Consider the following 25,579-nt stretch of genomic DNA (forward strand, 5'->3'; position numbering starts at 1 on the left):
CTTATAGCTTTAATGATTACTTTTTGTTGATTCGTATCGGTCCTCTGCTTCTGCAAGTAGCTTTATTATTTCTCTGTAAGGTTTATCTTTGTTGTGCCTTGATGCCATTACAGCTATTCTTCTAGGGCTTTTTCCATTGCTATCCTTTATGTTAGGATTCGCTCCTTTTTCTAATAGAAACTCAACGATTTCTAAATAGCCTTGATCTGCAGCAGAATGTAGCGCTGTCCATTTAAATTTATTAGTAGCATTAATATCAATACCATCTTCTACTAAAAACCTTACGATTTCTAAACATCCTTCTCCTGCAACATAACGTAATGATTTTTCACCAATACTTATATTATCTTTTATCAAGGATTTCACAGTTTCCAAGTCACAGTTCTTAGCTGCGATTTCTAATGTGGCGCTGTAACTCTCATCTCCTTTTTTAAACAAGGAAAAATATATAACCACAATACACACCGTTAGCACTATAAGAAAAATTAATCCATCAAATTCTCCTTGACGTATAATTGAATTTTTATGAAAAAGCCTTCTTACATTTCTGCTCATGTAGTACTGCAATAATTATACCCATCTAGAATTAAATAATCATTTGCTTAAGTTTCACTTAAACAGCTTTGCTCACTGTTGCCTCTACTATAGTTTGATATCCCCTATTATTGAGAATATGTTCTGCCTTGCTAATTATCCATTCACCTTCAATTTCCTGACAAAATCCTGAAAGGCTGATCTTAGCTTCTGCAAATAATTCTGGATTACCAGGAACAGTTACATTTAAGTTTGATGTACTACGTTTTAGTTGTCTTAACTTAGCTGCTGCTGCACTAATTGCTGATTCTGCGGTAGAGTAAAGCGTTTGCAGGGTATAACTTGGACCCTCATTTCCCACTTTCTCTTCTATAGTTTCTCCCTTTTCATAACTGTGCCATTTTGCAATAACAGATCCATATTTGTTACGCACATTAAAATTTACCTCCCAATTTATAACATCTTTAGGTGTAAGTACTGTTGTGCCTAACATCTTTCCAGTTGCTGATCTTGCTTCTCCCTTTGGAATAAAAATTATATATCCTCCTGCTGGTTTTACTAGTGCATCATATTTTTTCCCTAACCCTTCCAAAAAACTCATGTCGCTTTCATCTGCTTGAATGATATGTGGTATAAATATATTTTCAAATCTTTCAGCGACTTTACCTTCATACCCATGCTTTTGTGCTATTTCTTTAATTAAATCTCCTAAGGTAATGTCCTTCCATTCCTTTGATTTTCTTTCCTTTAATGATCCTCTTAAACTTGCAGCATCACATTTTATTCTTAAAGTTTGCGGTGGACTTTGTATTGTAATTTGATTTGCCTTATATACTCCCATAGGCAATAAACCTGTTTCTTTGTATCCGAGAAAAATTTGTAAATTACCCTTAAGTTCTAAAGCGCTAGAGTTATAACTAATATATATCTCAGCTTCGTCACTTGTAGTACCGGATCCATCAGTAACACGTAATAATATTAAACTCTTTTTTAAAACCTCTGTTACTGGGTTATTTTTTGCTACTATATCAAAGTCTGGCGTCATTCATCTAAAATATTTATGACAGATTCTTTCGATATTTTCTGAATTTTAGGAAGCTTAATTCTTAATCCAGCGGGCAAAAAGCTTGCGTATTCTGCAAGGCCTGGATTTTCAAGCAATACTTCCTCCACTGCTCCACTACTGTATCCATAATGTTTCCAGCAAATGTAATCCAACATTTCGTTTTCTTTCGTGTAATAATAAATCACTTACTGTAACTTTTTAACTTCAAAATAAACTCAACTTTTCTCGGTTTTCCATCAGGAAAAAATAATATCTGCTTTTCTTCTACATTAGTAATGACAAAATTTCCAAATACACTTCCTGAATTATCAACTAGAACGTGTGGTTCTTGAGCTTACTATTACCCATAAGTATATAAATAGTAAAAAAGCTGATATTTTACTAATTCAACTTTCTATTATAAATGGATCTATGGTCTAAAAATGGAATATATGATGAAAAGAACTATAAATACTTCAACTGGCGAATGGGCAGAAAGTGAATTTGGAATTGTTAATTTTGGTGATATAAGATTAAGTAAAAGGCTTCTAAAAATAGTTAATAGTTTTGCTGAATCGCCTGAGCGTTCAATAAATCAAGCTTGTGAAGATTGGCATCAAAGTAAAGCAGCTTATAGATTTTTCCAAAACGATGCCATTTCTGAGAGAAAGATATTAGAAAGTCATATAATTAAAACTGTTGAAAGAGCTAAAGAATACTCAACTATCTTAGCTATCCAAGACACGAGTTATATCTCATATAAAAATCATAAAAAGACCGAAGGATTAGGGATTATAGCAGCAAGATTAACATCTAAAACAACTAATTTTAAAACACATGGATTAGTGATGCATACAACGTTTGCAGTTACAACAGAAGGACTGCCTATAGGATTATTGGATCAAAAAATTAGTACTAGACCCTCCTTAGCTGAAGACCTAAAAGAGTTGAAAAGAAGAAGCCATAATACTGCTGTTCCCATAGAAGAGAAAGAAAGCATACGGTGGATAGAATCACTTAAATATTCTACTAATCATCCTGGATTAAAGGATATCAAGGTAGTTACCGTCTGTGACAGAGAAGCAGATATGTATGATTTATTTGAAGTTGCTTCCACTAATCAATCTCTTTTTGTAGTAAGAGGAAATCAAAACAGAACAATAAATAAGAAGTCGACTTATTCTGAAAAAGGTGGTGAAAGGTTGTGGGATCTGATGAATCGCATGTCTTATCAAGGAGAAATACAAGTGAATATTCCTGCTCGCAATGATAAACCTCAAAGAACAACAGTTTTAGAAGTAAAGTTTAGCAACTTTGTGATGAATGCATCAAAAAATAACGCTAGACGTAAAACCCAAAAACTTCCTAATTTAAGTTTAAATGCTGTCTATGCTATAGAAAAATACCCCCCATTTGGCGAAGAGCCTGTGAACTGGATTTTGTTGACAAATATAAATATTAATAATTTTGAAGAAGCAGTAGAAAAAATACAATGGTATTGCTTAAGATGGAGAATAGAGGTTTTTCATAAAATTTTGAAATCTGGTCTTAAAGTTGAAGAATGTAGGCTCCAAGCAGCAGATAGATTAATCCGCTTTCTTACAATAATGAGTATAATTGCATGGAGAATATTTTTTATCACACTAGTAGCTAGAACAAATCCAAATCTTTCTTGCACTTTCATACTGACTGACGACGAATGGAAGGTTTTATATACCAAAATGCTTAAGACAAAAAACTATCCTGAGACACCACCACCTATAAGAGAAATTGTGAGGTGGGTGGCCAAGTTAGGAGGGTTTTTAGCTCGCAAAAATGACTTAGAACCAGGCCCTATAGCTTTGTGGAAGGGATGGAAACGTCTCTTTGATTTAGCAGAAGGATGGAAACTTGCTCATGAATTTTATACTTGTGGGTAATAGTAAGGTTTTGAAGCTTACTATTACCCACAAATAAAAACATAATATTGTATTTACTCAAATAATTTAATTTTATTAACCTGAAAGCTTATTAGATTAAAATTATTAAACTAAGAGTTATAATTTTAGCAACTAAAAGCTGTAAATTGCACCATATAAACAGTTATTTCAAGCAAAAGTTATGCCATTAAGAGCTATGCAACAAACATTTATATTTGTGGGTAATAGTAAGGTTCTTGAGTGTTACGTATATTTTTTAGCTGTTCTAAGCCATTACTCTGATAACGTGAATAAATCACTCCTGTTAAATCAATACATTCAATTCCTGAACCAATGTTTTGTAGCGACGTTTTTTCAATACATTCAATTGTATACCACCTTTCTTCTTTACTGTATCTTAGGCTTGTTGGTTCAAGCTTACATTTTCCAAACAACATTAATGCAACTCTTCAACTATATCAAAAAGTGCTCCACGTGCTTGTTCTCTAAATCTTTCTATTACTGCATCAGCAACGCTGCGCACATCTTCAGACTTAATATTGATATTAAACGTTTGATAGAATGCTTGGTTATATACTTTCGATTCCCTATTTTCACATCTACTTTTCTTGAATGCTTTCTCAACTTCTTCTTGCTCCATAGCTCTTTTTTCTTCTATAACACTTTTAACTTTAAAACTTTCAAAATTGCTTTTGCTATTTTCTGAAAATTGTTTAATAGCACTATTATTTGTCAATGGGTTTCCATTACTGAAAATACTATTTTTAGAAAGCTTATTAACAGAATTTCTATTATTTTCAAATTTTCTAATCGGGCTATTCTCAGCAAATATGCTACTAACTGTATTTCCCATCCATGAAAAGGTTTCTCCTATAGGTTTAATGAGTGATTTCCAAAAGCTAGAGAAAAAGTCTTTCATTTTTTGCCAGTTAGTGATAACAAGAGCTGCACCAGTGACAAGACTTGCTACTAAAAGTCCAATCGGGTTACTCATTACAGCAAACGTTATTGCTCTTAGTCCTGTTACTACTGCAGGAAAAACTGTAGCTGATAAAAATGAAAATACTCCAAGTAGGTTTGCTTTCAGACCAAAAATCGTACTTCCTAGCAATGTAAATCCGTATCCTAGTCCTACTGCTGCAATTTTTAAACTTATCAAAGCTGCTAAAGTACTCATGATTGCCGTAGTTAAAGTTGGATGTTTTTCTGCAAAAGAAGCTATACGCTCTGTTATTGTTTTCAAACTTCCAGCTACATAATTTAAAGTAGGTAACATTACTGACCCTAGATTCATTCCAGCTTCAAATACTGCATTTTTAAGTAATTGTAATTTATTAGCTGTAGTATTTGCCCGATTGTTAAATTCGTCCTGCATTGAAGCGTTATATTTTTCTTTATCAGCTAAATGTTCAATAGCTTTCTTGTAAATGTCTAAGCTTCCTACTAAAAGAGCAATGTCATCTTGAAACCCAGCACCAAATAGATTCATAAGAATACCGGCACGCTCTTGATCATCTATTTCTTTTAAAGTTTCAAGAAATTGTAATATTGCCTCTTGAGGATTTTTTTTAATGGTTTGTTCAAGCTCTTCTATACTTGTTCCCATCTCATCTAATGCATCATGAAATTCAGGACTTTGCTCTCTTGCAGTCTGTAGTTTACTAAGAAAGTTATTTATAGCAGTTGCTGCTTTTTCAGGTTGTTTACCTAAGCTTATGAACGCACTTGCTAAGCTACTTGCTTGATCAATTTCTAAACCAAACTGTTTAGCATTACCACCAATTCTATTCAGTGTAAGAACCATTTCCTTAGCTTTGGCAGCAGTATTATCTGAAAGATGGTTTATTATGTTACCTACATTTTCCATACCACCAACTTTAATTCCATAGACATTGGATATTTTCGCAATAGCATTACCAGCTTCTTCTGAAGACATGTCAAACGCTGTGGTCATTTTAGCAACTACTGTTGTAAACTTCATAAGATCATCTTTGTCAATACCAAGTTGACCACCACTTGCAGCTATTTGTGCTAATTCTGCAGCTGACAAGGGTATTTCACGAGATAATTTCTTTAATTCTTTAGCAAACTTTGATGCTTCATCTTTAGTGTCATTTTGCACAAATTTTACTACTTTTTTTACATCAGCCATAGCACTTTCAAAATCAATCGCAACCTTGATCGGAGCTGCAAGCGAAAGACCTAGTCCAATAGTCTCTATAATTTGTGACTTAAAATGTGCCTTACTTGCTAAAAAACTTTGGTGACTACGTATTGCAGACCCAAGCTTACCATACTTGCCTTTCAGCGCTTCAATGGACGAGCCAAGTTTATATTGGTCACTTACTAATGACTTAATATTTCTTCCACTTTTTCTTACTTCTTCATTAAATGAATGTAAAGCATCTCTCTTTTTCAAATATGCTTCTTTTGCTTTTGTTGCGGAGGTTTTGGCCTTGTCAAACTCTGCTTTTAAAGTTTTGCTTGGTTTCTCCACCGCTTTCATTTGTTTAGCTAAAGATTTTACTTGATCTTCAAAGCCCTTCCACGACCTCCTGCTGGTCAAAACATCATGACCTAACTGTTTAAACTTTGATACTGACTTTAAAGATGAATCAAGCTTTCTTATATTCTCACCAAGATTAGAGAGTTGACTACTACTTCCCTTTATTACAGTATTAAAACTGCCATCTAAAACTGCTCTGATTTTTATAGATAATGTTGACATTGTACCTTCCTCGCTGCTTTATGCCATAAGATAAATTCATTAATCTCCATATCAAGTATTTGTTCAACCCCGCCTCCTACAACAGAGCTGAACATTAATACTTCTAATCTCAAGTTTTTTGGATAATCGGTGAAAAAAAATCCTTTAATACCTCTTGAACTTTCACATAATCAGCAATATCTAACTCTTCAATCGCTTCTTTTGCAACTGATGTCAAATTGGCAGTCAAAGTTACTTCCTTACTCAGATCACTACCATTAAGGCGTTCTATTGCCAAATAGTCTCTAACTTTTGGACGTCTAACAGTAAGTTCTGAGACAGAAATACCATCAACTGTTATTGGGTTATTAAGTGTTATAGCTTGCATGTTCCTCCTTAAAAAGTTAATTAAATAAAAGTCTATATCGGCTTTTACATAACTAATTTCTTTGTATGGTGCTATAAATAGGATTAGCTTTGATAAGAATCTTTTCTGTGTTCAATTGAAGTAATAACTACTGTATGTTCTGGTACATCTATATAATAAAGTATACGATAGGTACTCACCCGTAGACTACGTTGTCCACTTAAGTTATGCTTTAATGGCTTTCCAAGTCCAATTGGATCAACTGTTAGACGCTCCATTATTGCCTTCTTAATCATTAACTTTACTTTTGCTGGAAGAGCCGGAATGTCTTTCTTTATAACAGATTCTGAATAGTCTATATTGTAAGGCTTAATCCCAGAAGGCATCTTGATGTTTAACCCTCTTTTCTTTATAGCGTTCGTCAGCAATCTTAGATAATTCCATATCTTCAATTTCTTCTTCCATTAATTCAGTTAATAACTTTAAAACGGACTTGTCTTGAGATTGTGCTACACTAACAAGTAAACCAGTTAGCTGCTCTATGGAATTTGTATGAGCTTTAGAATCCATATTAACTATATACCTACAACTTCTTATATTTTAACATTTTTATGTAATTTTGTCAACCATATTAGATCCCTAGAATCGTTTGTAGCAAGGCCATCTGATCAACACCATTTATCTTTCTAATCATATTTTCAGCATCGATCTCTATCAGCTCATTGCCACCTATCGTAAGTTTATAATAATGAGCAGCTACAGTACACTTTAGCGTTGCTTTTTCAGCAGGTTTCCAGCTACCAAAGTCAAATTCTTTGAATATTCCCCTGAGATTGATTACTACACCTTCAATATCGTTACTACCACTCCCTTGCATTCCACCACGGAGCGTCAAAGATACTGAGTTTCCATCTATCAAGCCAAAAAGTCTAAATAGTTCTGAATCATACTCAGCAAAAGTAAAGTCTGCTTCAAGCTTTTCCATGCCCATGTCAATATTTATTGGAATATCCATACCACCAGCTCTGTACTCTTCGGTTTTTATGGTAAGCTTCGGCAAGGTTATTTCATCTATTTTTCCTGCATAACCACGACCATCTACAAATACGTTAAAATTTCTCAGTATTTTCGGTAACACTTTGCTTTCTCCTAACTTATTACACTATTATTTACGAGATGAGATTTGAATGTTATTTGCTCAGCCGGATATGGTAGTGTAAATTCGAAATCAAAATATACTTTCCCGCTTGCAATATTTGTTGGTGTATTGAGCTCTGGAGTTGCATAACATTTTCCGCTAATAATCGCTCCTTGTACTTTTAAATTGGCCAAATAAGAATTCACCCCCTCAATCACATCATCTATATAAGTTTTGGTGATATTGCGATCAACTGCCCATAAATGAGCTCGAAGTAGACTATCATTGATTAAATCTGCAGTCCTTCTCACTGACAGAAAAGCCCATTTTGAGTCATTTGAACATGTTCTATTTCCCCAAAGCATATAGCCGTTTTGATGAATTATCGTTGTTACTTCATTTTCATTTAAGTGGTTTGCTCTGCAATTTGCATAACCTAAGCTAAAATCAATAGGCCTGCTTGTGCCAACAATACCATTTATCTCTTTATTTGAAGGTGAATGCCAGAAGCCTTGTTCGCTGTCTATTTTAGCTATTAAACCAGCTACAAATGGACTCGATGGCAAGATTTCTTCTTCAATAAATACCTTAACCCATGGATCAACTACGTAAATTCTTGAGCTGCCTACACTTTTTCTCCATTTTATTGCTTCTTCATCATTAGTATTTGGTCCATCTGCAACAATAATTGCTCTTAATTTTTCTGCTATGGAAATTAAAGCACTCACTACTGGATTTACTCCATCTATTTCAGGTAACTGATGAGTAAACTGAGGTGCAATTAATATTCTTGGAGCAATATGAACTATGCTTTCACTACTGAGGAATGCCTCTATCCCTTGATACTCTCCAGTCTCTTTATCAACACCGCCAATTATATTTTGGATAGTTTCACTTTCTTTGAGCTTTGAATCGCTGTTTTCACTTTCTTTAACTCGAATAACTACTACTGTTGCACCAATTTGGGAAAATATTCCATTTATTGCAGAAGGTAAACTGCCACTCTTTCCAAGCTTTGCTGCTTCTTTTAAGCTTCCTGCAATTAACACTGGTTTATTTAGCGGAAATTTTTGCTCATCAGCTTCAGGGGCAGTACCAATTACACCTATCACTGATGATTTAGCTGTGCGTACTGTTCTTGACCCTGAGGTTATCTCAATAACATTTACACCATGTAAAAATTCTTCAGCCATTTCTTTGTATTTTTTTCCTGAAATCATCGAGCAAAGTCTGTAGCTCATTTTCACTCTTGGCTTCTTCAATCTTTCTCTTGGCTAAATCTTCAAGCTCTTCACATTTCATTATTTCTTTTACTGCTTTTTTCACTTTTTCCTCAATTATTCTTGCCATTTCAATAACCGTAATACCACGTACTTTTGCTAAAGGTTCTATAATTTCTTTATCCTTTTTATCTATAGATTCTGGTGCTGCTAGAATGCTTTTTGCGGCTTTCGCTTGAATTTCATAAGATTTAGCTTTTTGGTGAGAATGACCTGCGTATTGGTGAGTATGATTATCATAATAAAAACGCATACTATCAAGTGCAGAAAGCTTCGCATTTTCAAGTAACTCCAACTCAATATCTTCTTGATTTCGCTGAGCAATTTCTCCTCCCTCTGTTAAACAATAACTTTTTTGCCAATCAAAATCTTTTGGCGCTTCATACCAATCATTTCCAGTTGGCTTGTTTTCAAGTGTTGTTGTTTCAATCTGCTTGTGGTTTTCAAAACGTATATAAATAGTCACAAATTCCTCCTCATTGCCATATTTGATCAGTTCGTTCTAATCCTGGACATTGCCAAGCTTTTAGCGTTCTCTCTACGTCCACTTCAAGCCCTTACTATTACCCACAAATATAAATGTTTGTTGCATAGCTCTTAATGGCATAACTTTTGCTTGAAATAACTGTTTATATGGTGCAATTTACAGCTTTTAGTTGCTAAAATTATAACTCTTAGTTTAATAATTTTAATCTAATAAGCTTTCAGGTTAATAAAATTAAATTATTTGAGTAAATACAATACTATGTTTTTATTTGTGGGTAATAGTAAGCTTCAAGCCCTGTAGTTAGAACATTGCTACGTATGTTATAAATCCCCCACTGAATAAATTGACCATAGTTGTGTACATAATTTGATGCAAGCATACCTTGACTAACTTGTGTTCTGGAATACAGATAAGATGATGTGTAAAGTAATATTGCAACTGTTTTTCCTGCTGGAATCTCCACATTACCAGATCCGGCTAACTTGCTATCAGAACTCGTGTATTGGTAAACATTTTTCCATACTATTTTTGAAATACTTGATTTATTAGAATTAGTGTTATCAGGAGTTCCCACAAATAATCCTGCTCCCCCATACTCCGTACTCGAATACGATGATCCAACAAATTCCATTGTCTTATTTATGTTCACATTGGTTATATTTTTTACAAATACTACTCCAAGTGCAGCATACGGGTAATAGTATATCTCATCATAACTACCAGAAAAACTTTTTGTGCATAACTCTCCGTAAATAAATGTTCCTTTACTTCCCTCTATAAAACTTAGTTGTCTTGGCCGATAAAAACTAACGTAATCTGTATCGTATGTATGGCTACCTGCTAGTAGTTGTAACATATAGTCAGTTTTTGTTATATCACTACTCCACTTTCCAAGCTCTGTCGTAAAAGTTCCGTGGCCAAAATAATTATTTTTTCTTCCAAGTACACCAAATAAGAAAGGTAATGACCCTGGTTCAACCATGTTGCGCTTTCTTATTTCATTTATAAGAGACACTTTTAACTGTTCATCCCGAGTTTTTACCTCATTAGAGATGTTTTCAATTCGAGTTTCTATTTCCCTAATAATTGATGAGCCACTTGGCACATCCATACGCGTCAAGTTAAGGAAATAAAGGTATGAAAGAGATAGAATAATAAGGTATAAGTTCTCCCAGATATACTTTTAGTGAGAGAACCAATGAATAAAATAACTTGCTTATCAAAAAAGCTCAAAGAATTTTTTAATGAAAAAGCAGAGAAAATCTCAATTACAACAAGGTTTATAAAAAGAAAGAGAAAGCTAAAAGGTTCATCATTCGTAAAAGCCATGGTCTTGGGTAATATAGGAGTTGATAATTGTAGCGTAGAAACAATGTGTCAATTACTAAACGAGGACTCGATAGATATAACAAAACAAGGTTTGGATTTTAGATTTACTGAAGAAGCAGTGGAATTTATGAAAAGGATGTATAATGAATCTGTGATTCTCTTTAAAAATATCTTGCAAGTTGATTGCAAAATCTTACAGCAATTTAATAGTGTTAAATTATTGGACAGTAGCTATATTACTCTACCTAACAGTATGGAAGAGATGTATAAAGGTTATGGTACTAGCTACAGTGGCTATGAAAGCAATACTAAGTCTGGAATAAAGTTACAATTAGTTTTCGACTACATGAATCAGATAATAGACCAACTTAATTTAACGGAGGGGGTAAGATCAGACCAGGGATATAGGAAACATTTAAGTAATATATTAAGCAATGATTTGCTAATATCTGATCTCGGTTATTTTGTGCCAAGTTCTTTTAAACAAATCAATGAAATAGGAGCTTATTTCATAAGTCGTTATAAATCCGATACCAACATATATGATGTAGAAACAAATCAAAAAATGGAGTTATTAGAATGTTTAGAGGATAAGTTATTTTTAGAAAACGAGGTATTGTTAGGAAAAGAAGCAAAAATTAGAGTAAGAATTATATGTCAGAAACTAACTGAAGAACAGTCTATGGCCAGAAGAAGGAAAGCTAATAGATTAGCAAGATCGCAGGGATATACATCCTCTAAAAGAAATCAAAAATTGTTGAACTGGTCAATATTTATAACTAATGTTCCAGAAAATAAAATTAGTGCTGAGCAAGTATTAACGATTTACAGAGTAAGGTGGCAAATTGAGTTATTATTTAAATTGTATAAAAGCCATATCAGGCTTGATAAGCTAAAAGGAAAGCCATGCAGAGTATTATGTGAACTATATGCTAAATTGTGCGCAATTCTTATATTTCGCGGCATAGTTGGTTGCACAGAAGTGAAAAAGAATACAGAACTTAGCTTAACAAAGGCATTTATTGAGCTAAAAAGGCGGGTTAGAGAGTTATTTTTAGTATTAACCAAAATTAATAGTTTAAAAGCATTTCTTAAAAAACTCACTATAACTTGGTCGCGATTTTCATTAAAAGACAAACGTAGAAGGGCTAGAGTATCCACTTTAACCTCTCTAAATTTGCTCACAATCTCTTAACTTGACGCGTATGGCTGTACGAACATTGCAATATGGTACATAGTAAACGATGTCATTCCAGTGCTTGACACTGGAATCCAGCTTTTTCATAATCATCAAAATGTTGTATTTTAACATAAAACGGCTACTTTTATGCTTACCAACTTAATAAAATTCCTGGATCCCAGTGGGCTTTGTTGCATCGCTCTTCGGATAGTAGGTAACGCACAATAAATTTATGAAGCTATCTCAAATTTAGCCATACCAATATCAGTGAACTTATTGAGCAAATAGCATTTAACAAGTAGTTCCTTCTCTCTATTTGTCTCAGATTTATTCCTAAAACTAAACCCGAATGTTTGTTTCAGTCGCGAGAAAAAACTTTCTATATAAGATCTTTTTCCGTAGTTTGTTTGCCTTTTCCACCTCTTCATTCCATCTTCGCTGCATGATTTTATTAGTCTAATTGCAGCATTTCTCTCAGCCATATAGTCTAACTTTGGATGCTCTGCTGCGTTGTTTTTCGGAGGAATTTTCGTTTTTATACCATATTGATTACACAGCTTATAGAGCTTTTCTCTGTCATATGCCCTATCTGCATATAGTACTTTTATGACATACTGAAAATCGACTTCTTTTAGCAAATCACAAGCTCCATAGTGATCAGCCGTTACTGTATTTTACAGCTATGGCTTTTTTGCTGTTTGTATTCAACATTACATGCAATTTTCTTGTCTGTTCATAGCTGCGATACTTTCTATCTTCGCTATTTTCTTTGCTATGACCAGGAGTGTTGTTGTATATACTAATTCCTGTACTGTCTATAGCAATTTCGATATCTTCCATATTATTTTCTGCAATCATTGATCTTAATATTGAGTTTCTTAAACCTTCTTGATGATTGTGAATAGCTGATAACTTGCAAATTTTTCCCAATTTGCTCAAGGTATCCTGCTATAAACCCAACTGTTTGCCTCAGGCCTATTCTAAATAAACAAGTTATTATGTGCACCAAAATTACAACTTTATCGCTATAAATATTGTTGCCACCTGGTATTTTTGGACCATTCTCGTACCACTTTTCTATGGCTTCGTTGATATAATGAAAAATATTTCCTCTTTTTTCTAGAAATTTGTTATATTCGCTATGGTTACTGACCCTCATTTTTTGTGGCATATTTTTTCTTTCAAGGTTAAATGGCTATTTTATAATGAATTTTGTCAGTAGCCACCAGATTTTTTCAGTTGCTATGCAACAAAGCCATCCCAGTGTCAAGCACTGGGATGACACCATTTGTTGTAAACTCACTTTTACTCTATGGTCTTGCCGCTATCCTGAACGGATACAAACTAGCAGTTACTATATAAGATACAATGCAACAAAACTGATCTAGTTGTTATAAATAAGTTTTGAGCTATATGGTATCTAAAATAATAAATGCAATACAGAACAACTTGTTAGTGTGTTTTCCAACAGAAACAGTGTATGCTCTTGCTTGTAATGCACTAGATAATGAATCTATAGGAAAAATATATCAGATAAAGAAACGCTCTCAAAATAAACCACTGTCTATATTTGTTAGTGATATTTACAATTTGACAAAAATAGCAAAGGTAAAGGAAAGATATATTGATTTAATAAACCACTTTTCTCCTGGACCAATTACCTATATTTTACCACTTAAAAACAACAATATATTGCCAAACGAATTCTTTAAAGATAGTATAGGCATCAGAATCCCTAAGCATCCTATTGCAATTTCAATATTAAATAAACTGAAAGTTCCAATAGTTGCAACTAGTATAAATATTTCAGGAGAAAAAAGTGTATGTAAGGCAGACGATATACCACAATCCATTAAGCAACATTTATCTGTAGTGATTGAAGATGATGAACTAGTTTCTGGTACAGAATCTACTATTATTGACTTAACCGAAGATAAGATTAAGGTTTTAAGGGAAGGTGCAATTTCATTACAAACAGTAAACAACGCATTTTCAAACTAAGATCTATAGGAGAAAAAATGAAAAGAGTAATAGGTCACAACCAGGCCAAAAAAAAATTAATGAACAACTTATCTGTTCAGTCTTGGCTGATCTGTGGTAAAAAAGGTATAGGAAAAGCAACGCTTGCAAAATCCTTCTCCAATTGGTTACTCATAAAAAGCTATAATGAAGTAGCATTGGACTTACACATTGTTGAAGGTGATACTATCGGAATAGAAAAAGTCAGAGAAATGAAAAACTTTCTACACTTAAGTCCCATTCAATCAGAACACAAAATAGCTATAATAGATAGCTTAGAGGCAATGACTAATAACGCTAAAAACGCAATATTGAAAATATTAGAAGAGCCGCCAAAAAATTCTAAGATATTTATAATTAGCCATAAGCCATATGATATACAAACCACTATCTTGTGTAGGTGCTTTCAGCTAAATTTACTTCCATTAACTTATGATGAAACAAAGCAAGTTGCTTCATCTCAATGTAAATTTGATTATCAAACGTTTGACGAAATGATTACTTTATTTCCTGGAATGCCAGGAATGATAATAAATGCAATAAGTAGTGATGCTTATGAAGCATACAAATGCTTTTATAAATTTCTTCATGATTTAAAGAATCCCAATATGATTAATAAAGTAATTAATAGCGAAATCGAACTAGAACTAGCATCATATATAATTCAGGCCTTCATTTTAGAAAGCATAAAGAGAGAGGTAAATGATGTTGAAATTCTGCTAAGTCAGTGGAAAAAAATAGATGAACTTTTCGTTGCCGCAAAGCAACTCCACTTAGATAAAAAGCATGTTTTAGCTAATGTAGTTAATATCATGACATAAGTTTACAAAGTATAATACTTTTAACATAAATTCATGATAAAATTCTGTTAATTTAATACTCGAAGTATATAATTCGACTGATAATAAATTAACTGTATGGCAATCAATAGAAGTTTTGACGAAAGCCATATTGAACATGCAGAAAAAATTAAGCTTAATTAAGAATATAGCTTCAGATCAAGACATAACCCTAGAAAAAGGAAAGGAGTTGTTAAGTGGCATTTATGAAGCAAATTTTAAGCTAAACAAGGCAATCAATATAGCCACTTTGCCAAAAATTGGCTATCATATGCTAAATGGCGAGCTTGTTGTACGTAATCATATTACAGAAGAGGAAGTAAAGATTCCTAGAGATTTTCATTACCTTAAAGTCGTTAAATCTGATCATGATGATTATAAATTAACGTTTTGTAATTTTTTAGGTAACGAGTTTTTTGAATATAAAAAGTATGATCCACAATATTCTGGTATTTCAGATGAATATAAATTTGTGAATTTTGGTAGTGTAAAAAAGACTCATAATCTAAAATTTAAGGAATACGTTGGTCATGCACCTAAATTTTTTGCTGCAGAAGGGCCTATTGAGCCTGGATCCCAAAACCATGCAATTGATCTATTTGAGCTAGTCAAAAGTGGTAAAGGTAGAAAAGTGGGAGCCTTTGCTGATGAATTTGGTTATTTTGATGATCAAAATAAATTGCATTATTATAATTATCACAAAAGTGCAGAAAGTAATACTTATGATCCTGAAAATTTCAGTGTAAAAATGATAAATATAGATGTGAGCAAAATCGATAAATTCTACCTCATTGCAGAACCATACGCGTCAAGTTAAGAGATTGTGAGCAAATTTAGAGAGGTTAAAGTGGATACTCTAGCCCTTCTACGTTTGTCTTTTAATGAAAATCGCGACCAAGTTATAGTGAGTTTTTTAAGAAATGCTTTTAAACTATTAATTTTGGTTAATACTAAAAATAACTCTCTAACCCGCCTTTTTAGCTCAATAAATGCCTTTGTTAAGCTAAGTTCTGTATTCTTTTTCACTTCTGTGCAACCAACTATGCCGTGAAATATAAGAATTGCGCACAATTTAGCATATAGTTCACATAATACTCTGCATGGCTTTCCTTTTAGCTTATCAAGCCTGATATGGCTTTTATACAATTTAAATAATAACTCAATTTGCCACCTTACTCTGTAAATCGTTAATACTTGCTCAGCACTAATTTTATTTTCTGGAACATTAGTTATAAATATTGACCAGTTCAACAATTTTTGATTTCTTTTAGAGGATGTATATCCCTGCGATCTTGCTAATCTATTAGCTTTCCTTCTTCTGGCCATAGACTGTTCTTCAGTTAGTTTCTGACATATAATTCTTACTCTAATTTTTGCTTCTTTTCCTAACAATACCTCGTTTTCTAAAAATAACTTATCCTCTAAACATTCTAATAACTCCATTTTTTGATTTGTTTCTACATCATATATGTTGGTATCGGATTTATAACGACTTATGAAATAAGCTCCTATTTCATTGATTTGTTTAAAAGAACTTGGCACAAAATAACCGAGATCAGATATTAGCAAATCATTGCTTAATATATTACTTAAATGTTTCCTATATCCCTGGTCTGATCTTACCCCCTCCGTTAAATTAAGTTGGTCTATTATCTGATTCATGTAGTCGAAAACTAATTGTAACTTTATTCCAGACTTAGTATTGCTTTCATAGCCACTGTAGCTAGTACCATAACCTTTATACATCTCTTCCATACTGTTAGGTAGAGTAATATAGCTACTGTCCAATAATTTAACACTATTAAATTGCTGTAAGATTTTGCAATCAACTTGCAAGATATTTTTAAAGAGAATCACAGATTCATTATACATCCTTTTCATAAATTCCACTGCTTCTTCAGTAAATCTAAAATCCAAACCTTGTTTTGTTATATCTATCGAGTCCTCGTTTAGTAATTGACACATTGTTTCTACGCTACAATTATCAACTCCTATATTACCCAAGACCATGGCTTTTACGAATGATGAACCTTTTAGCTTTCTCTTTCTTTTTATAAACCTTGTTGTAATTGAGATTTTCTCTGCTTTTTCATTAAAAAATTCTTTGAGCTTTTTTGATAAGCAAGTTATTTTATTCATTGGTTCTCTCACTAAAAGTATATCTGGGAGAACTTATACCTTATTATTCTATCTCTTTCATACCTTTATTTCCTTAACTTGACGCGTATGGTATCTGAATCATTCTCTGTAGGTTGCCTTAATAATAGGAGATCTAATCTATGCTCTGCAACTCTTGTATTTGCTCGCTCCACTATTCCTCCTACCATTCTTATATCGGAACTATATGTTTGACCTACCTTGTACCCAGCAATCACTTTATCAGGATTGTCACAAGTATAAAATACACCATGCAATATAGACCGAAACTTGTCCTCGCTATCTACATCTATTATTGCATTACCATTCATATCTTCTGGCATTAATACTCTGGAAATAGCCGTAAATAGTTCTCCGTGCTGAGCACCATCTTGCCAGTCATCATTCATAACTCCCTCTAAAATACCATGTACATTTTCAGCATTGGGAATTTCTACAAGCTGATCACCAAGCAAATCACCTCTATTCCCCAGCAGGTAATCTTCCGGTGTATTAAATCTAACTGCATTAGAATTTATTCCAGATCGATCATTAAGTGTGTATGTCACTACACCCACAGCAGCAATATTATCTTGTGGTAAACGGATTGCCTCTAGTTGTATATCATTGCTGGCTCTAATATGAAGTATAACTACATCAGAATCTTGAGCATGCAAGACCATAGTTAAAACGCTTCTTCTTAAATTCTGATTATTGTATCTAAATATGTATTTTGTTACATATGCTTCATCATCTTCTTCTAGTCGTACAGGGTGTATATCAAAAGCACTACTCCCAAAAGCAAAACCAGTCATATAATCAAATCTCCTATCGCGATTACCTTCATCTATTGGTATTTCGCGTGGAAGATGATGTAGTAAAAAATTTCTAGTTTCCTCTTGAATTTGTCTGTCTTGTCTATTTCGTACACGCTCAAATAATTTTTCTACTAAAGGAAATCTATCCTGTTGAAGTTCTACTGTATCAACACTAAAAGGATCTAGATCTATATATGGATTAAAATTTAATCCAACACAAACAGCATATCCTGATTCAGTATGAACAGGTATAAATGAAGAAGTATGTAATCTCTTAGCATTACCTCTAGCGCGATTTAATGCAGCACCAGAAGGCGTCCTCCATCCAATAACATTAATAACGATAGGAATGTTTTCTCTCTCTTCTTGACGATGTACAAGGAAAACAACACATGAATTTTCAGTAGACAAGTCAAGGTCAATATCTATCGTGTGGAGATGACTAAAATTTGCTAAAAACCCTAATAAAAATCCGTGACCCTCAAATTCTTGATTGCGATTTCTAATATCACTTTCTAGTCTGTCTGCGTAACGACGATAGATTCGAGTTATGTATGGCAAAATTTCTTCGTACATTCTATCTCTTACATCTTGCCTTTCGTTTCCTGCTATCATCTCTATAAAATTGTCAATTCGTTGTTGACCTGGTGCTACTTGTGCAAAAGTAATGATTCTATCAAGTCCTTGCCTTATTCTGGCGCGTCTAAGTCCTGCCGCAACTCTGTCATGTCTATCAAGTCTTCTTATTTCTCGTCTTAAGTGACGAATGTTCACTCTATGATCATGTAAAATTTCTCGTCTAATATAATTAACCTCAGATGCTGAATATTCGCCAAATTCACTTCTACCTTCATGATCTTCTTCACGAATCACTTCAAATACTGTTGAAATTCTCTCTCCCTGACCCTTGCCCTTTCCATGCATGCATACTTTGTATTGCTCAAAGCTTAGGTGTTCTTCCATTAAATTTGGATTTTGCCGTCTAATCTCTCGCACTAGAGCATCTCTTTCCCTTGTACTGAACCTTAACCCATCACTATTAGGGACGTCAGAAATGCTGTAACATCTTACAACCTGCTGTCCGTCAAGATTACGAGTCAAAACAGCAACTTTTAGGTTTCCTGTATTTCTATTTCTGCCTGTACGCGGATTAACACCATGATTATCAAAACGAAAATATACTTTTTCATCTGTTCTTAAAATTCCAGCATCATGTGCAGTAGCAAACATACTAAAAAAGAATATAGGAAGGAAACGACCTACACCCACATGATGCAAGAAAAATGGACAACGATCTAGAAAAGACTCAAATTCTCGTCTAAAACCCTCAAGATCTCTATCTACTAAACTTCTCACTAAAGACGCAAAACACCTCTCTATTTACTAGGACCAGAAAAACCACTTACATTGATGAAAGACTACTTATTACCACTAGGCGTAAAGGGCTTTTTCCTCTCAGGAGAACCAGAAGGACTCACATCAGGAGATTCAAGCTCGGACCCTGGCCCATCACCAGAAGCATCATGTCTTATGGGAGAACGAGAAAAACTGGGATCTTCAGCTTCTACTATTACTCTGGAACCACCATTCCTAGCAGGTAAGGGTTCTCTCTCTAACTTAGAAAACAATAACTCTTCTGCTAACTTGACGTAGTCCATACCTTCCTTCTTTCCTTCTCTGCCACATAATCTAAGATTTTCTATCATGACTTCTTTAAAAAGTGAAAACTTTTCAGGAAAGGAATCTCGAGCAAATAAGATTATATTTTTTATTTCTTCTTTCCCATCAGGCTTACAAACATCTTCTCGTTTCCAATTGACTATTAATCCTGCAAGCATACCACTTATGTGAACTGTATAATTAGAAGTATTAACAGCAGCCTTTTTGTATTCACTCAGTCTATCACACTCCCAAATCTTCATAATAAGAGATCTTGCTTGAACACTTGACTCAGGATTTTTCAACATTACATTTGAAATTGATGAAAGAAGAACTTCATATTCTCGCTGTGAGAATATCTTGTCCGAATGATCTCCTTGTTCTAAAAGTCCTCTATAACACCAGCACTGCATCAAATCATGAACTGTATCAAAAAAACATGAGTCTATTAATTCAGCAAGAAGAGCATACACTCCCTTATCTTTTCGTAGCAATCTTTGTAAAAGAACGCCTTTATCAGTTATGTTATTTACACAAAAATCTAAAATAGGAGCATCTTTCTCAACAGATTGAACGCGGGACAGAGCAAGAATAGCTTCTGTGAGCTTCTTTTCTTTATCTTCTTCTTTCAACAGATTATAAAAATACTCTACTCCTTCACTCCACTTAAGTTTTACAGCACTGTCAAAACCCTCTTCTGCATTACTAGGTTGCTTTAATTCCCCAGATTCTTTATCGATCCAGAAGTTAAATACATCACCATTTCTCTTCATACTACCTAACAGGGATTTTCGTACGTATTCGTTAATTTCAGTTTCAGTTTTGCCTTTAAATGCACCAGAAGGAACCCTTTTTTTATAAGCTTTAAATCTTTCTTCAAAGAGCTGATGGATTTTATCTACCACACAGTAACTACAAGCCATCTCGTATCTGCGGAGTGGATTATCTATTCTTATGCGAAGCGAATTATCTCTTTCATCTATTTTTTCTTCAGTAACCCTTTCACGCAAAAAAGTATTATTTAACCTTGTACCTGGCTTGTCTTTATCTAACTTTACCCAGCAACCTTCATCTTTGAATATGAGGCACAAAAACTCCAGCTTATCATCCTTAAAGCATTTTATGTGATCTACATAGGTCTCGACCCACCTTTTAATAGCTAACTTCCTTCCAGCCACAATGTCAGGATTTTCGTGTTTTATCACATCTTGTAGTTTTTTAAGTACCGCAGCGTGACGCTCTGTTTCTATTGGCATTTAAACCTCCCTATATCATGAAAACAACGCTATGGTACTAAATTTGTAACTAAGTTACAATACCTAACTACTCCAAAAAGACCTATTTTATATACAAATAGGCCTGGAGAGATATGTCTGGAATTATTGGGTATCTTCTGGAAATCTTGATTTAACAGCTACCACTAAGTTTTTTTTGGAGACCATAGGTGATGCACTTTTTGACATTGCGCTATTTATATTCCCAAGAATAAGGTCAATAGATATGTTGTTTTCAGAAGTATATTGATACAATTAACCGGAGAAGTGCTGGTGGCTTTAACTAAGTGGGTTTTAACCTCGCTCTTAAGTTCTGTTCAGCAGTATCTGCTCTGTTACGTTAATGTTAGGTAAGGTTATGGTTGTAAATACAAAATCCGATCAGCAGAGTGGTGAAGAAGATCTATATACTGTTTTGGGGTTTAAAGGAAAAGGAGATTTTCAAGACAAGATGAACAATATATTTAGTAATGATAATAAGGAACTTAAAAAACTACGGGACAAACTCTTTGGTAAATTAAAAAAGAAAATAATGACTGATGAAAAGAACAACCAGGCAGCTAAGAACGTTAATGATCAAATCACAAAGTCTAAAACTACTGAAAGTAAATTAAGTAATTTACTGGAATTTAAAAAACAGCTAGAAGCTTTCCTGAAGGATCAAGATAATCACGGTATTGTGTTTAATGAGATTGACTCTGTAAGTGTTGCCCCAGTTGTTGAAGTTAATGGTATAAATCCAAAATGGAGTAAGATTAAAAAGTTAAAAAAAGCTCAACCTCTCACCTCTAACAGGCAAGACTTTGAAAACGCTCTAGGGTACATAAAATCAAAAGAAGAAGTTATGGGGATTACATTAGAGGAGCTTAGTGAATACAAACAAAACTCTGTTAAGATTTTTCTACTGAACCATGTTAATTCATGCAAGAATAAAAGTTCTCAATTGCATTCTGGGGTAGAAGAAGCTACGGCAATACTATCAAGTGATAAGCTGAGGATTTTCTACGATGAGGCAGTAGAGAATAAGGTGCTACAACCGATATTATCTTACGGAGGATATAAACAAATATATGACGAAACGAACTATGCAAAAAATGAATCTCATGTTATAACCGAAAGGGAAGAACTTGGAAAGAACGTTAGAACAGTAATGGAGGTGAATCGCTTTATGAATGAAAGCAGTAGAAAAGATCAGAAAAATGGTACTAGTTCAACAGAAACTTCTACAAATTATAGACAAGAGCAAGTTGCCTCTAGTGATGATAGAACACTTTATAATAGTGATATACCTTCACTAGGTAGATCGATTGAGAGCAGCCGAAGTCGCCTGTTCATGCCATTTGGAGCTTCTGTTGATACGAGTACCCCGATTAAACCCCCTGCCAATCCATCTAACCTAGTTACCACTGGTGAGGATTATACTAGTAATGCAGGTCTGAGTAATGAGTTCGGCGTAAGTGGCATGAGTAAAATTGTTGCGCCTATGGAGGTAGTAGTAAGTAATTTGGTAAAAATCAAAGAAATCGCAGAACAGCAGAGTAATACTTCACTAAGTAAAGAAGCAATAGATCTTGAAATAAATATGCGAGTTTTGATAGATGTTGTAGAAGGAGTTTTCAGAGATTGTAATAACGGATCAGCACAAAATTATCCTAAAAACATGCCTATTGAATCAGGATTGAAGGTATTGGAGCAGATGAATGAATCTTTAGATGAAAAGGTTCAAGAGTTACAGAAAAAAGTAGATGAGCTTGAAGAGGAGAATAAGGGTTTTCTAGACAAAAATGATAAACTTAAGGAAAAACTTGCTACAGCGAAAGAAGAAAAGCAATTGCTATTTGATGAAAAAGAAAAGATGCAGGAAGTTATAAATGGTCTGAATGAGAACAATCAACGATTAAGGCAAAAAATAAATGGGTTAGAAGATGATTATGAGTATGTGCTCAGAGCGGAAAAGACAAAAGGAGAAACCAAAGATTCGTGTATACAAGTGGAGAATGCAGATATACCGGAAGGAAAAGCTGAGTTACGTGAAGACTATGAAATTAAAATATTAAAGCTGCAACAAGAGATAGATGCAAAAGGGACACAATGTAAGAGATTGCTATTAGCAAATAGTATATTACGAAGAAATATAGAACGATTAGAAGTCATTGAAGAATGCTTGAGTATCGATCCCTCACATTTTTGCTCTGGAGAAAATTTGTATAATGAGCTTATTCTAACTAATGAACAGCAGGAAAATCCTGATATATTAATCCGGGATGAGATGGATTCAAAAGTTGTCACTGAGTCTGTGGGTGTTAATGTAAAACAAGGTTATAGTAAAAGGACTAGTAACCTATCTCGAGTCTCTGAACAAAGTTCAGCAGTAAAATCTCAATTCTCAGAAGCAAGAGCTCAGAGTAGAAAGCAAATAATTTATGCTGCTTCTTCTTTTATATTATCTGGAGCATTTGCTGTTGGTATAAGTTTAACAACGTCTCATTTAGGAGTATCTATTACACTTGCTTTTACTGCATTGACTCTCCTTACATTGGGATGTTATTGTTCGTATAAGGCAAGTACGACGCTTAGGAATATTCAACTTGATCAAACTTTTAAAATGGCTGATCATGAAGCTGTTTTTATGTTTCCCAGCTTATAACTATGTGGAAAAATATATTGTTTTACTCACCTCAAGAAAAGAGATAAGGGGGAAGATAAAAAGGTCTATCAGTTATCGGTGCGGCAGATTAATCTCTGACGGTGATATAGAACATTACTTATTTCTCTAGAGAATAGGGGATTAGTGAATAAATTCTAGGTGTAGAAGGAGATATAGATGAAGAAAAGACCAAATTTAGTAGAAAAATTAGCAAGATTTCTTTGTGCATGATAGTGAGAGAACAGCAAAGTAGTCGTATCAAGGGATTAGTTTATGTTCTGAACTAAGCTTTTCGGTAGGTTATAAAAGAGGTAATATCGAGACCTTCCTTTGAAGTTCCAGATTATCAGAGTACTTTGCTCTTCTGAAGTTAGTGATGTTGGAGTACCTCTGGGTCGCAGTACTGATAACCAGAATTATGGACTAGGATAAAAAAAGAGCAATCAGCATGTGCCTAGATTTGAGCAGCAGACATAAACTTGAAATTACTATCAATTGGGTAAAATTGGAGAGTTTTAAATGGCTTGGCCATGTAAGGTATTCAATAAACTCCCATCTTTAAATTTGATCAAGCTTAGTTGAAAGAGTGGGGATTTTAATAATTTACCTCAAATCTAATTAAGAGTTAAAGTGAGAAGATGTTTTAGTTTTTATGCACCTTCCTCTCTACTAATTAAGGCGTTCTTTTTATTTGCGGCTTTTCAGCCGTACTATTCTTCTTAGCAACCAATCCGGTACTTCTCTACCCTTTTCCCACTTAGCAAACCTCATCTTTTCTTTTAGGTAGTACTCTCTGTAAGCTTTTACTGAATGACTAGACTTATATTGATCTGGTAACGCCTGTACAAAAGGCTTTATATCGGTTGATTGAAAAACAAGCAAATTCTTATTACTATCACACCAATCTATAACTTCTTCTGATTTATGTTTTCTTTTATATCGCCAAGTATACTCTTTGCACAGCTCCCTTCCGTATTTTATTAACCAGAAAAAGTTCCCTTTTGACTGTCTAGCCCATAAAGAGCAAGGATGGTTTTTGTGAGTAAGTTTATATGGAACTTCTATATTTTGGTTTGTGATACTGACAAAAGGGTTTGGTGCTTTTAACGCTGTTGAAAAAACATTACTGAGTAATTGAGCAGTTTCTAATGGCATTTTCACTATATGCTTATCGCATAACATTCGTGCTGCAATTACTGGGTTTTCATCTAGTACAAAGATGTTCATCTAGGTGTCAAAAGATAAAATCAAATTAAGTCTTTGACTTCGTTAACTGTAAGACCAGTAGTTTGAGCTATAATATCAATGGAAACAACTGCTTTTAGTAGATTCTTTGCGACCTCAATTTTCTCTGCTTTTCTGCCTTTTTTATGTCCGATAAGGATGCCTTCTTCTCTACCTTTTTCAGTAGCATCATCGAGTTTTTGTTCCAAGATAGCAGCTTCTTTCTGTAGATCCATTACCCTTTCTTCATAAGCTAATAGGTCCTTCTCATTCCAATGGAACTTACCTAACTCATCATATGCTAGCTTTATTATTGGTGATTTTTCTGCTATTTTCCTTAAATCTTCATCAGTTGTTTCTTCTGCATATTTAAAGAAAAATAGCCAACGATCTACTACATTTTCTAGCTGCTCTTCTTTACTCTTAGGAAACTTTGGCAGCTCAATAAAGATAAATTGAAAATCTTTTAAGTCATGCTCGTTAGTTTTTTCATCTCTTATGGTATGGCTAGATATATAATCAAGCTTATCAGGAAATAAATTACAATTGGAAATAGCAATAAAGAAAACCTTCTTTAAATCAATGTACTTACCACCTTTATCAGCCTGCCTTGAGTAAGCCTTAGCAGCATATAATTGACTGTTTTTCAAAGCCTTTATCACGAGCGAGTTGCATTTCCGCAATATACCTATTTCCATATGAATCCTTACAAAGAACATCAACAATGCTTTGTTTATCAGAAGCAATCTCAGGATCCATAATAGTGCTAAGGAACTCAACATCTTGAATAGCGTTAACCCCAGTAAAACCTAAGATGTCATTTAAGAAGTGAATAAGGATATTCTTATTTTTCTCAGTGCCAAACACTCGTTTAAAGGACAGGTCGAATTTTGGATCAAGAAACTTAGAAAGAGCCATGAGAAAGTAAGTTAAAAAGCATTGATAATTATACACAATTATGAAGAAATATTCAACTA

22 protein-coding genes and 4 pseudogenes are annotated in these 25,579 nt (G+C 33.9%); 7 read left to right on the forward strand and 19 right to left on the reverse strand.

The features are described from left to right. Window positions 1-9: 9 nt before the first annotated feature. The 4 genes and pseudogenes from OM961_RS01310 to OM961_RS01325 form a co-directional block, all read right to left on the reverse strand. On the reverse strand, window positions 10-555 hold the full coding sequence (locus OM961_RS01310; RefSeq protein ID WP_264339202.1) for an ankyrin repeat domain-containing protein: 546 nt from the start codon (window positions 553-555) through the stop codon (window positions 10-12). A gap of 58 nt (window positions 556-613) precedes the next feature. Further along, entirely contained in the window at window positions 614-1,579 is a 966-nt protein-coding gene (locus OM961_RS01315; RefSeq protein WP_264339203.1) for a phage late control D family protein, read from the reverse strand. Then, window positions 1,576-1,785, reverse strand: coding sequence for a tail protein X (locus OM961_RS01320; RefSeq protein WP_343327296.1), 210 nt, complete (start codon window positions 1,783-1,785; stop codon window positions 1,576-1,578). The genes OM961_RS01315 and OM961_RS01320 overlap by 4 nt, the downstream gene beginning before the upstream one ends. Next, window positions 1,782-1,922, reverse strand: a pseudogene (locus tag OM961_RS01325) (phage tail protein); the annotation flags it as partial. The pseudogene OM961_RS01325 and the gene OM961_RS01320, both read right to left, overlap by 4 nt. Before the next feature lie 109 nt (window positions 1,923-2,031). Between OM961_RS01325 and OM961_RS01330 the strand changes: the two are divergent. Further along, window positions 2,032-3,498, forward strand: coding sequence for an IS4 family transposase (locus OM961_RS01330; RefSeq protein WP_264339580.1), 1,467 nt, complete (start codon window positions 2,032-2,034; stop codon window positions 3,496-3,498). 436 nt (window positions 3,499-3,934) lie between these two features. Here the strand turns inward: OM961_RS01330 and OM961_RS01335 are convergent, their stop codons facing one another. From OM961_RS01335 to OM961_RS01370, 8 genes and pseudogenes are all read right to left on the reverse strand, one after another. Beyond that, on the reverse strand, window positions 3,935-6,226 hold the full coding sequence (locus OM961_RS01335) for a phage tail tape measure protein (RefSeq protein WP_264339204.1): 2,292 nt from the start codon (window positions 6,224-6,226) through the stop codon (window positions 3,935-3,937). 109 nt (window positions 6,227-6,335) lie between these two features. After that, entirely contained in the window at window positions 6,336-6,593 is a 258-nt protein-coding gene (locus OM961_RS01340) for a phage tail assembly protein (protein WP_007303022.1), read from the reverse strand. A gap of 83 nt (window positions 6,594-6,676) precedes the next feature. Next, a complete protein-coding gene (locus OM961_RS01345; protein ID WP_010082215.1) occupies window positions 6,677-6,958 on the reverse strand; it encodes a type II toxin-antitoxin system RelE family toxin in 282 nt (93 codons plus the stop codon). Further along, window positions 6,942-7,142 carry a hypothetical protein gene (locus tag OM961_RS01350; RefSeq protein WP_007303020.1) on the reverse strand — a complete coding sequence of 67 codons (201 nt, stop codon included), beginning with the start codon at window positions 7,140-7,142 and terminating at the stop codon, window positions 6,942-6,944. The genes OM961_RS01345 and OM961_RS01350 overlap by 17 nt, the downstream gene beginning before the upstream one ends. A 61-nt stretch (window positions 7,143-7,203) precedes the next feature. Further along, a complete protein-coding gene (locus tag OM961_RS01355) occupies window positions 7,204-7,710 on the reverse strand; it encodes a phage major tail tube protein (RefSeq protein ID WP_264339105.1) in 507 nt (168 codons plus the stop codon). A gap of 11 nt (window positions 7,711-7,721) precedes the next feature. Beyond that, on the reverse strand, window positions 7,722-8,903 hold the full coding sequence (locus tag OM961_RS01360) for a phage tail sheath subtilisin-like domain-containing protein (RefSeq protein WP_264339571.1): 1,182 nt from the start codon (window positions 8,901-8,903) through the stop codon (window positions 7,722-7,724). Further along, on the reverse strand, window positions 8,896-9,456 hold the full coding sequence (locus tag OM961_RS01365) for a hypothetical protein (protein WP_264339106.1): 561 nt from the start codon (window positions 9,454-9,456) through the stop codon (window positions 8,896-8,898). Before OM961_RS01365 ends, OM961_RS01360 begins: the two co-directional genes overlap by 8 nt. 307 nt (window positions 9,457-9,763) lie before the next feature. After that, window positions 9,764-10,585, reverse strand: a pseudogene (locus OM961_RS01370) (hypothetical protein); the annotation flags it as partial. A 90-nt stretch (window positions 10,586-10,675) separates the two neighbouring features. On the opposite strand from OM961_RS01370, the gene OM961_RS01375 reads away from it, so the two are divergent. Then, complete coding sequence (locus tag OM961_RS01375; protein WP_264339205.1) at window positions 10,676-12,001, forward strand: IS4 family transposase; 1,326 nt, start codon at window positions 10,676-10,678, stop codon at window positions 11,999-12,001. Here OM961_RS01375 and OM961_RS01380 read toward each other — a convergent pair. After that, window positions 11,978-12,118 carry a hypothetical protein gene (locus OM961_RS01380; protein ID WP_264339206.1) on the reverse strand — a complete coding sequence of 47 codons (141 nt, stop codon included), beginning with the start codon at window positions 12,116-12,118 and terminating at the stop codon, window positions 11,978-11,980. The genes OM961_RS01375 and OM961_RS01380 overlap by 24 nt on opposite strands. A gap of 98 nt (window positions 12,119-12,216) precedes the next feature. Beyond that, window positions 12,217-13,157: pseudogene (locus OM961_RS07530) on the reverse strand (IS5 family transposase). A gap of 41 nt (window positions 13,158-13,198) precedes the next feature. Here OM961_RS07530 and OM961_RS01400 point away from each other — a divergent pair. The 4 genes from OM961_RS01400 (at window position 13,199) to OM961_RS01415 (ending at window position 15,661) form a co-directional block, all read left to right on the forward strand. Further along, complete coding sequence (locus tag OM961_RS01400) at window positions 13,199-13,348, forward strand: hypothetical protein (RefSeq protein ID WP_264339207.1); 150 nt, start codon at window positions 13,199-13,201, stop codon at window positions 13,346-13,348. A gap of 51 nt (window positions 13,349-13,399) precedes the next feature. Further along, on the forward strand, window positions 13,400-13,987 hold the full coding sequence (locus OM961_RS01405; protein ID WP_182309570.1) for an L-threonylcarbamoyladenylate synthase: 588 nt from the start codon (window positions 13,400-13,402) through the stop codon (window positions 13,985-13,987). Between the two features lie 17 nt (window positions 13,988-14,004). Next, window positions 14,005-14,826, forward strand: coding sequence for an AAA family ATPase (locus tag OM961_RS01410; RefSeq protein ID WP_264339208.1), 822 nt, complete (start codon window positions 14,005-14,007; stop codon window positions 14,824-14,826). Between the two features lie 136 nt (window positions 14,827-14,962). After that, on the forward strand, window positions 14,963-15,661 hold the full coding sequence (locus OM961_RS01415) for a hypothetical protein (RefSeq protein ID WP_265023986.1): 699 nt from the start codon (window positions 14,963-14,965) through the stop codon (window positions 15,659-15,661). Here OM961_RS01415 and OM961_RS01420 read toward each other — a convergent pair. The 3 genes from OM961_RS01420 to OM961_RS01430 form a co-directional block, all read right to left on the reverse strand. Further along, window positions 15,658-16,983, reverse strand: a complete 1,326-nt coding sequence (locus tag OM961_RS01420; RefSeq protein ID WP_264339118.1) for an IS4 family transposase — start codon at window positions 16,981-16,983, stop codon at window positions 15,658-15,660. The genes OM961_RS01415 and OM961_RS01420 overlap by 4 nt on opposite strands. A 65-nt stretch (window positions 16,984-17,048) precedes the next feature. Then, window positions 17,049-19,154, reverse strand: coding sequence for a hypothetical protein (locus OM961_RS01425; protein WP_319606712.1), 2,106 nt, complete (start codon window positions 19,152-19,154; stop codon window positions 17,049-17,051). Between the two features lie 62 nt (window positions 19,155-19,216). Next, window positions 19,217-20,713, reverse strand: coding sequence for a cytoplasmic incompatibility factor CifA (locus tag OM961_RS01430; RefSeq protein WP_264339210.1), 1,497 nt, complete (start codon window positions 20,711-20,713; stop codon window positions 19,217-19,219). Between the two features lie 376 nt (window positions 20,714-21,089). Here OM961_RS01430 and OM961_RS01435 point away from each other — a divergent pair, with 376 nt between their 5' ends. Next, window positions 21,090-23,378 carry a TomO hydrophobic C-terminal domain-containing protein gene (locus tag OM961_RS01435; protein WP_264339211.1) on the forward strand — a complete coding sequence of 763 codons (2,289 nt, stop codon included), beginning with the start codon at window positions 21,090-21,092 and terminating at the stop codon, window positions 23,376-23,378. A 687-nt stretch (window positions 23,379-24,065) separates the two neighbouring features. On the opposite strand, the gene OM961_RS01440 is transcribed toward OM961_RS01435, so the two are convergent. Next, a complete protein-coding gene (locus OM961_RS01440; RefSeq protein WP_182309724.1) occupies window positions 24,066-24,605 on the reverse strand; it encodes a pyrimidine dimer DNA glycosylase/endonuclease V in 540 nt (179 codons plus the stop codon). Window positions 24,606-24,625: 20 nt separating this feature from the next. Further along, a pseudogene (locus tag OM961_RS01445) lies at window positions 24,626-25,520 on the reverse strand (Rpn family recombination-promoting nuclease/putative transposase). Between the last annotated feature and the right edge of the window lie 59 nt (window positions 25,521-25,579).

The organism is Wolbachia endosymbiont (group A) of Cydia splendana (assembly GCF_947179475.1).
Taxonomy (GTDB): domain Bacteria; phylum Pseudomonadota; class Alphaproteobacteria; order Rickettsiales; family Anaplasmataceae; genus Wolbachia; species Wolbachia pipientis.

Excerpts from the sequence above, each read along its gene's own strand:
- OM961_RS01310 (WP_264339202.1), bottom strand. The coding sequence starts at position 555 with ATGAGCAGAAATGTAAGAAGGCTTTTTCATAAAAATTCAATTATACGT.
- OM961_RS01315 (WP_264339203.1), bottom strand. The coding sequence starts at position 1,579 with ATGACGCCAGACTTTGATATAGTAGCAAAAAATAACCCAGTAACAGAG.
- OM961_RS01330 (WP_264339580.1), top strand. The coding sequence starts at position 2,032 with ATGATGAAAAGAACTATAAATACTTCAACTGGCGAATGGGCAGAAAGT.
- OM961_RS01335 (WP_264339204.1), bottom strand. The coding sequence starts at position 6,226 with ATGTCAACATTATCTATAAAAATCAGAGCAGTTTTAGATGGCAGTTTT.
- OM961_RS01340 (WP_007303022.1), bottom strand. The coding sequence starts at position 6,593 with ATGCAAGCTATAACACTTAATAACCCAATAACAGTTGATGGTATTTCT.
- OM961_RS01345 (WP_010082215.1), bottom strand. The coding sequence starts at position 6,958 with ATGCCTTCTGGGATTAAGCCTTACAATATAGACTATTCAGAATCTGTT.
- OM961_RS01350 (WP_007303020.1), bottom strand. The coding sequence starts at position 7,142 with ATGGATTCTAAAGCTCATACAAATTCCATAGAGCAGCTAACTGGTTTA.
- OM961_RS01360 (WP_264339571.1), bottom strand. The coding sequence starts at position 8,903 with ATGGCTGAAGAATTTTTACATGGTGTAAATGTTATTGAGATAACCTCA.
- OM961_RS01375 (WP_264339205.1), top strand. The coding sequence starts at position 10,676 with ATGAATAAAATAACTTGCTTATCAAAAAAGCTCAAAGAATTTTTTAAT.
- OM961_RS01380 (WP_264339206.1), bottom strand. The coding sequence starts at position 12,118 with ATGTTAAAATACAACATTTTGATGATTATGAAAAAGCTGGATTCCAGT.
- OM961_RS01405 (WP_182309570.1), top strand. The coding sequence starts at position 13,400 with ATGGTATCTAAAATAATAAATGCAATACAGAACAACTTGTTAGTGTGT.
- OM961_RS01410 (WP_264339208.1), top strand. The coding sequence starts at position 14,005 with ATGAAAAGAGTAATAGGTCACAACCAGGCCAAAAAAAAATTAATGAAC.
- OM961_RS01415 (WP_265023986.1), top strand. The coding sequence starts at position 14,963 with ATGCAGAAAAAATTAAGCTTAATTAAGAATATAGCTTCAGATCAAGAC.
- OM961_RS01420 (WP_264339118.1), bottom strand. The coding sequence starts at position 16,983 with ATGAATAAAATAACTTGCTTATCAAAAAAGCTCAAAGAATTTTTTAAT.
- OM961_RS01430 (WP_264339210.1), bottom strand. The coding sequence starts at position 20,713 with ATGCCAATAGAAACAGAGCGTCACGCTGCGGTACTTAAAAAACTACAA.
- OM961_RS01435 (WP_264339211.1), top strand. The coding sequence starts at position 21,090 with ATGGTTGTAAATACAAAATCCGATCAGCAGAGTGGTGAAGAAGATCTA.
- OM961_RS01440 (WP_182309724.1), bottom strand. The coding sequence starts at position 24,605 with ATGAACATCTTTGTACTAGATGAAAACCCAGTAATTGCAGCACGAATG.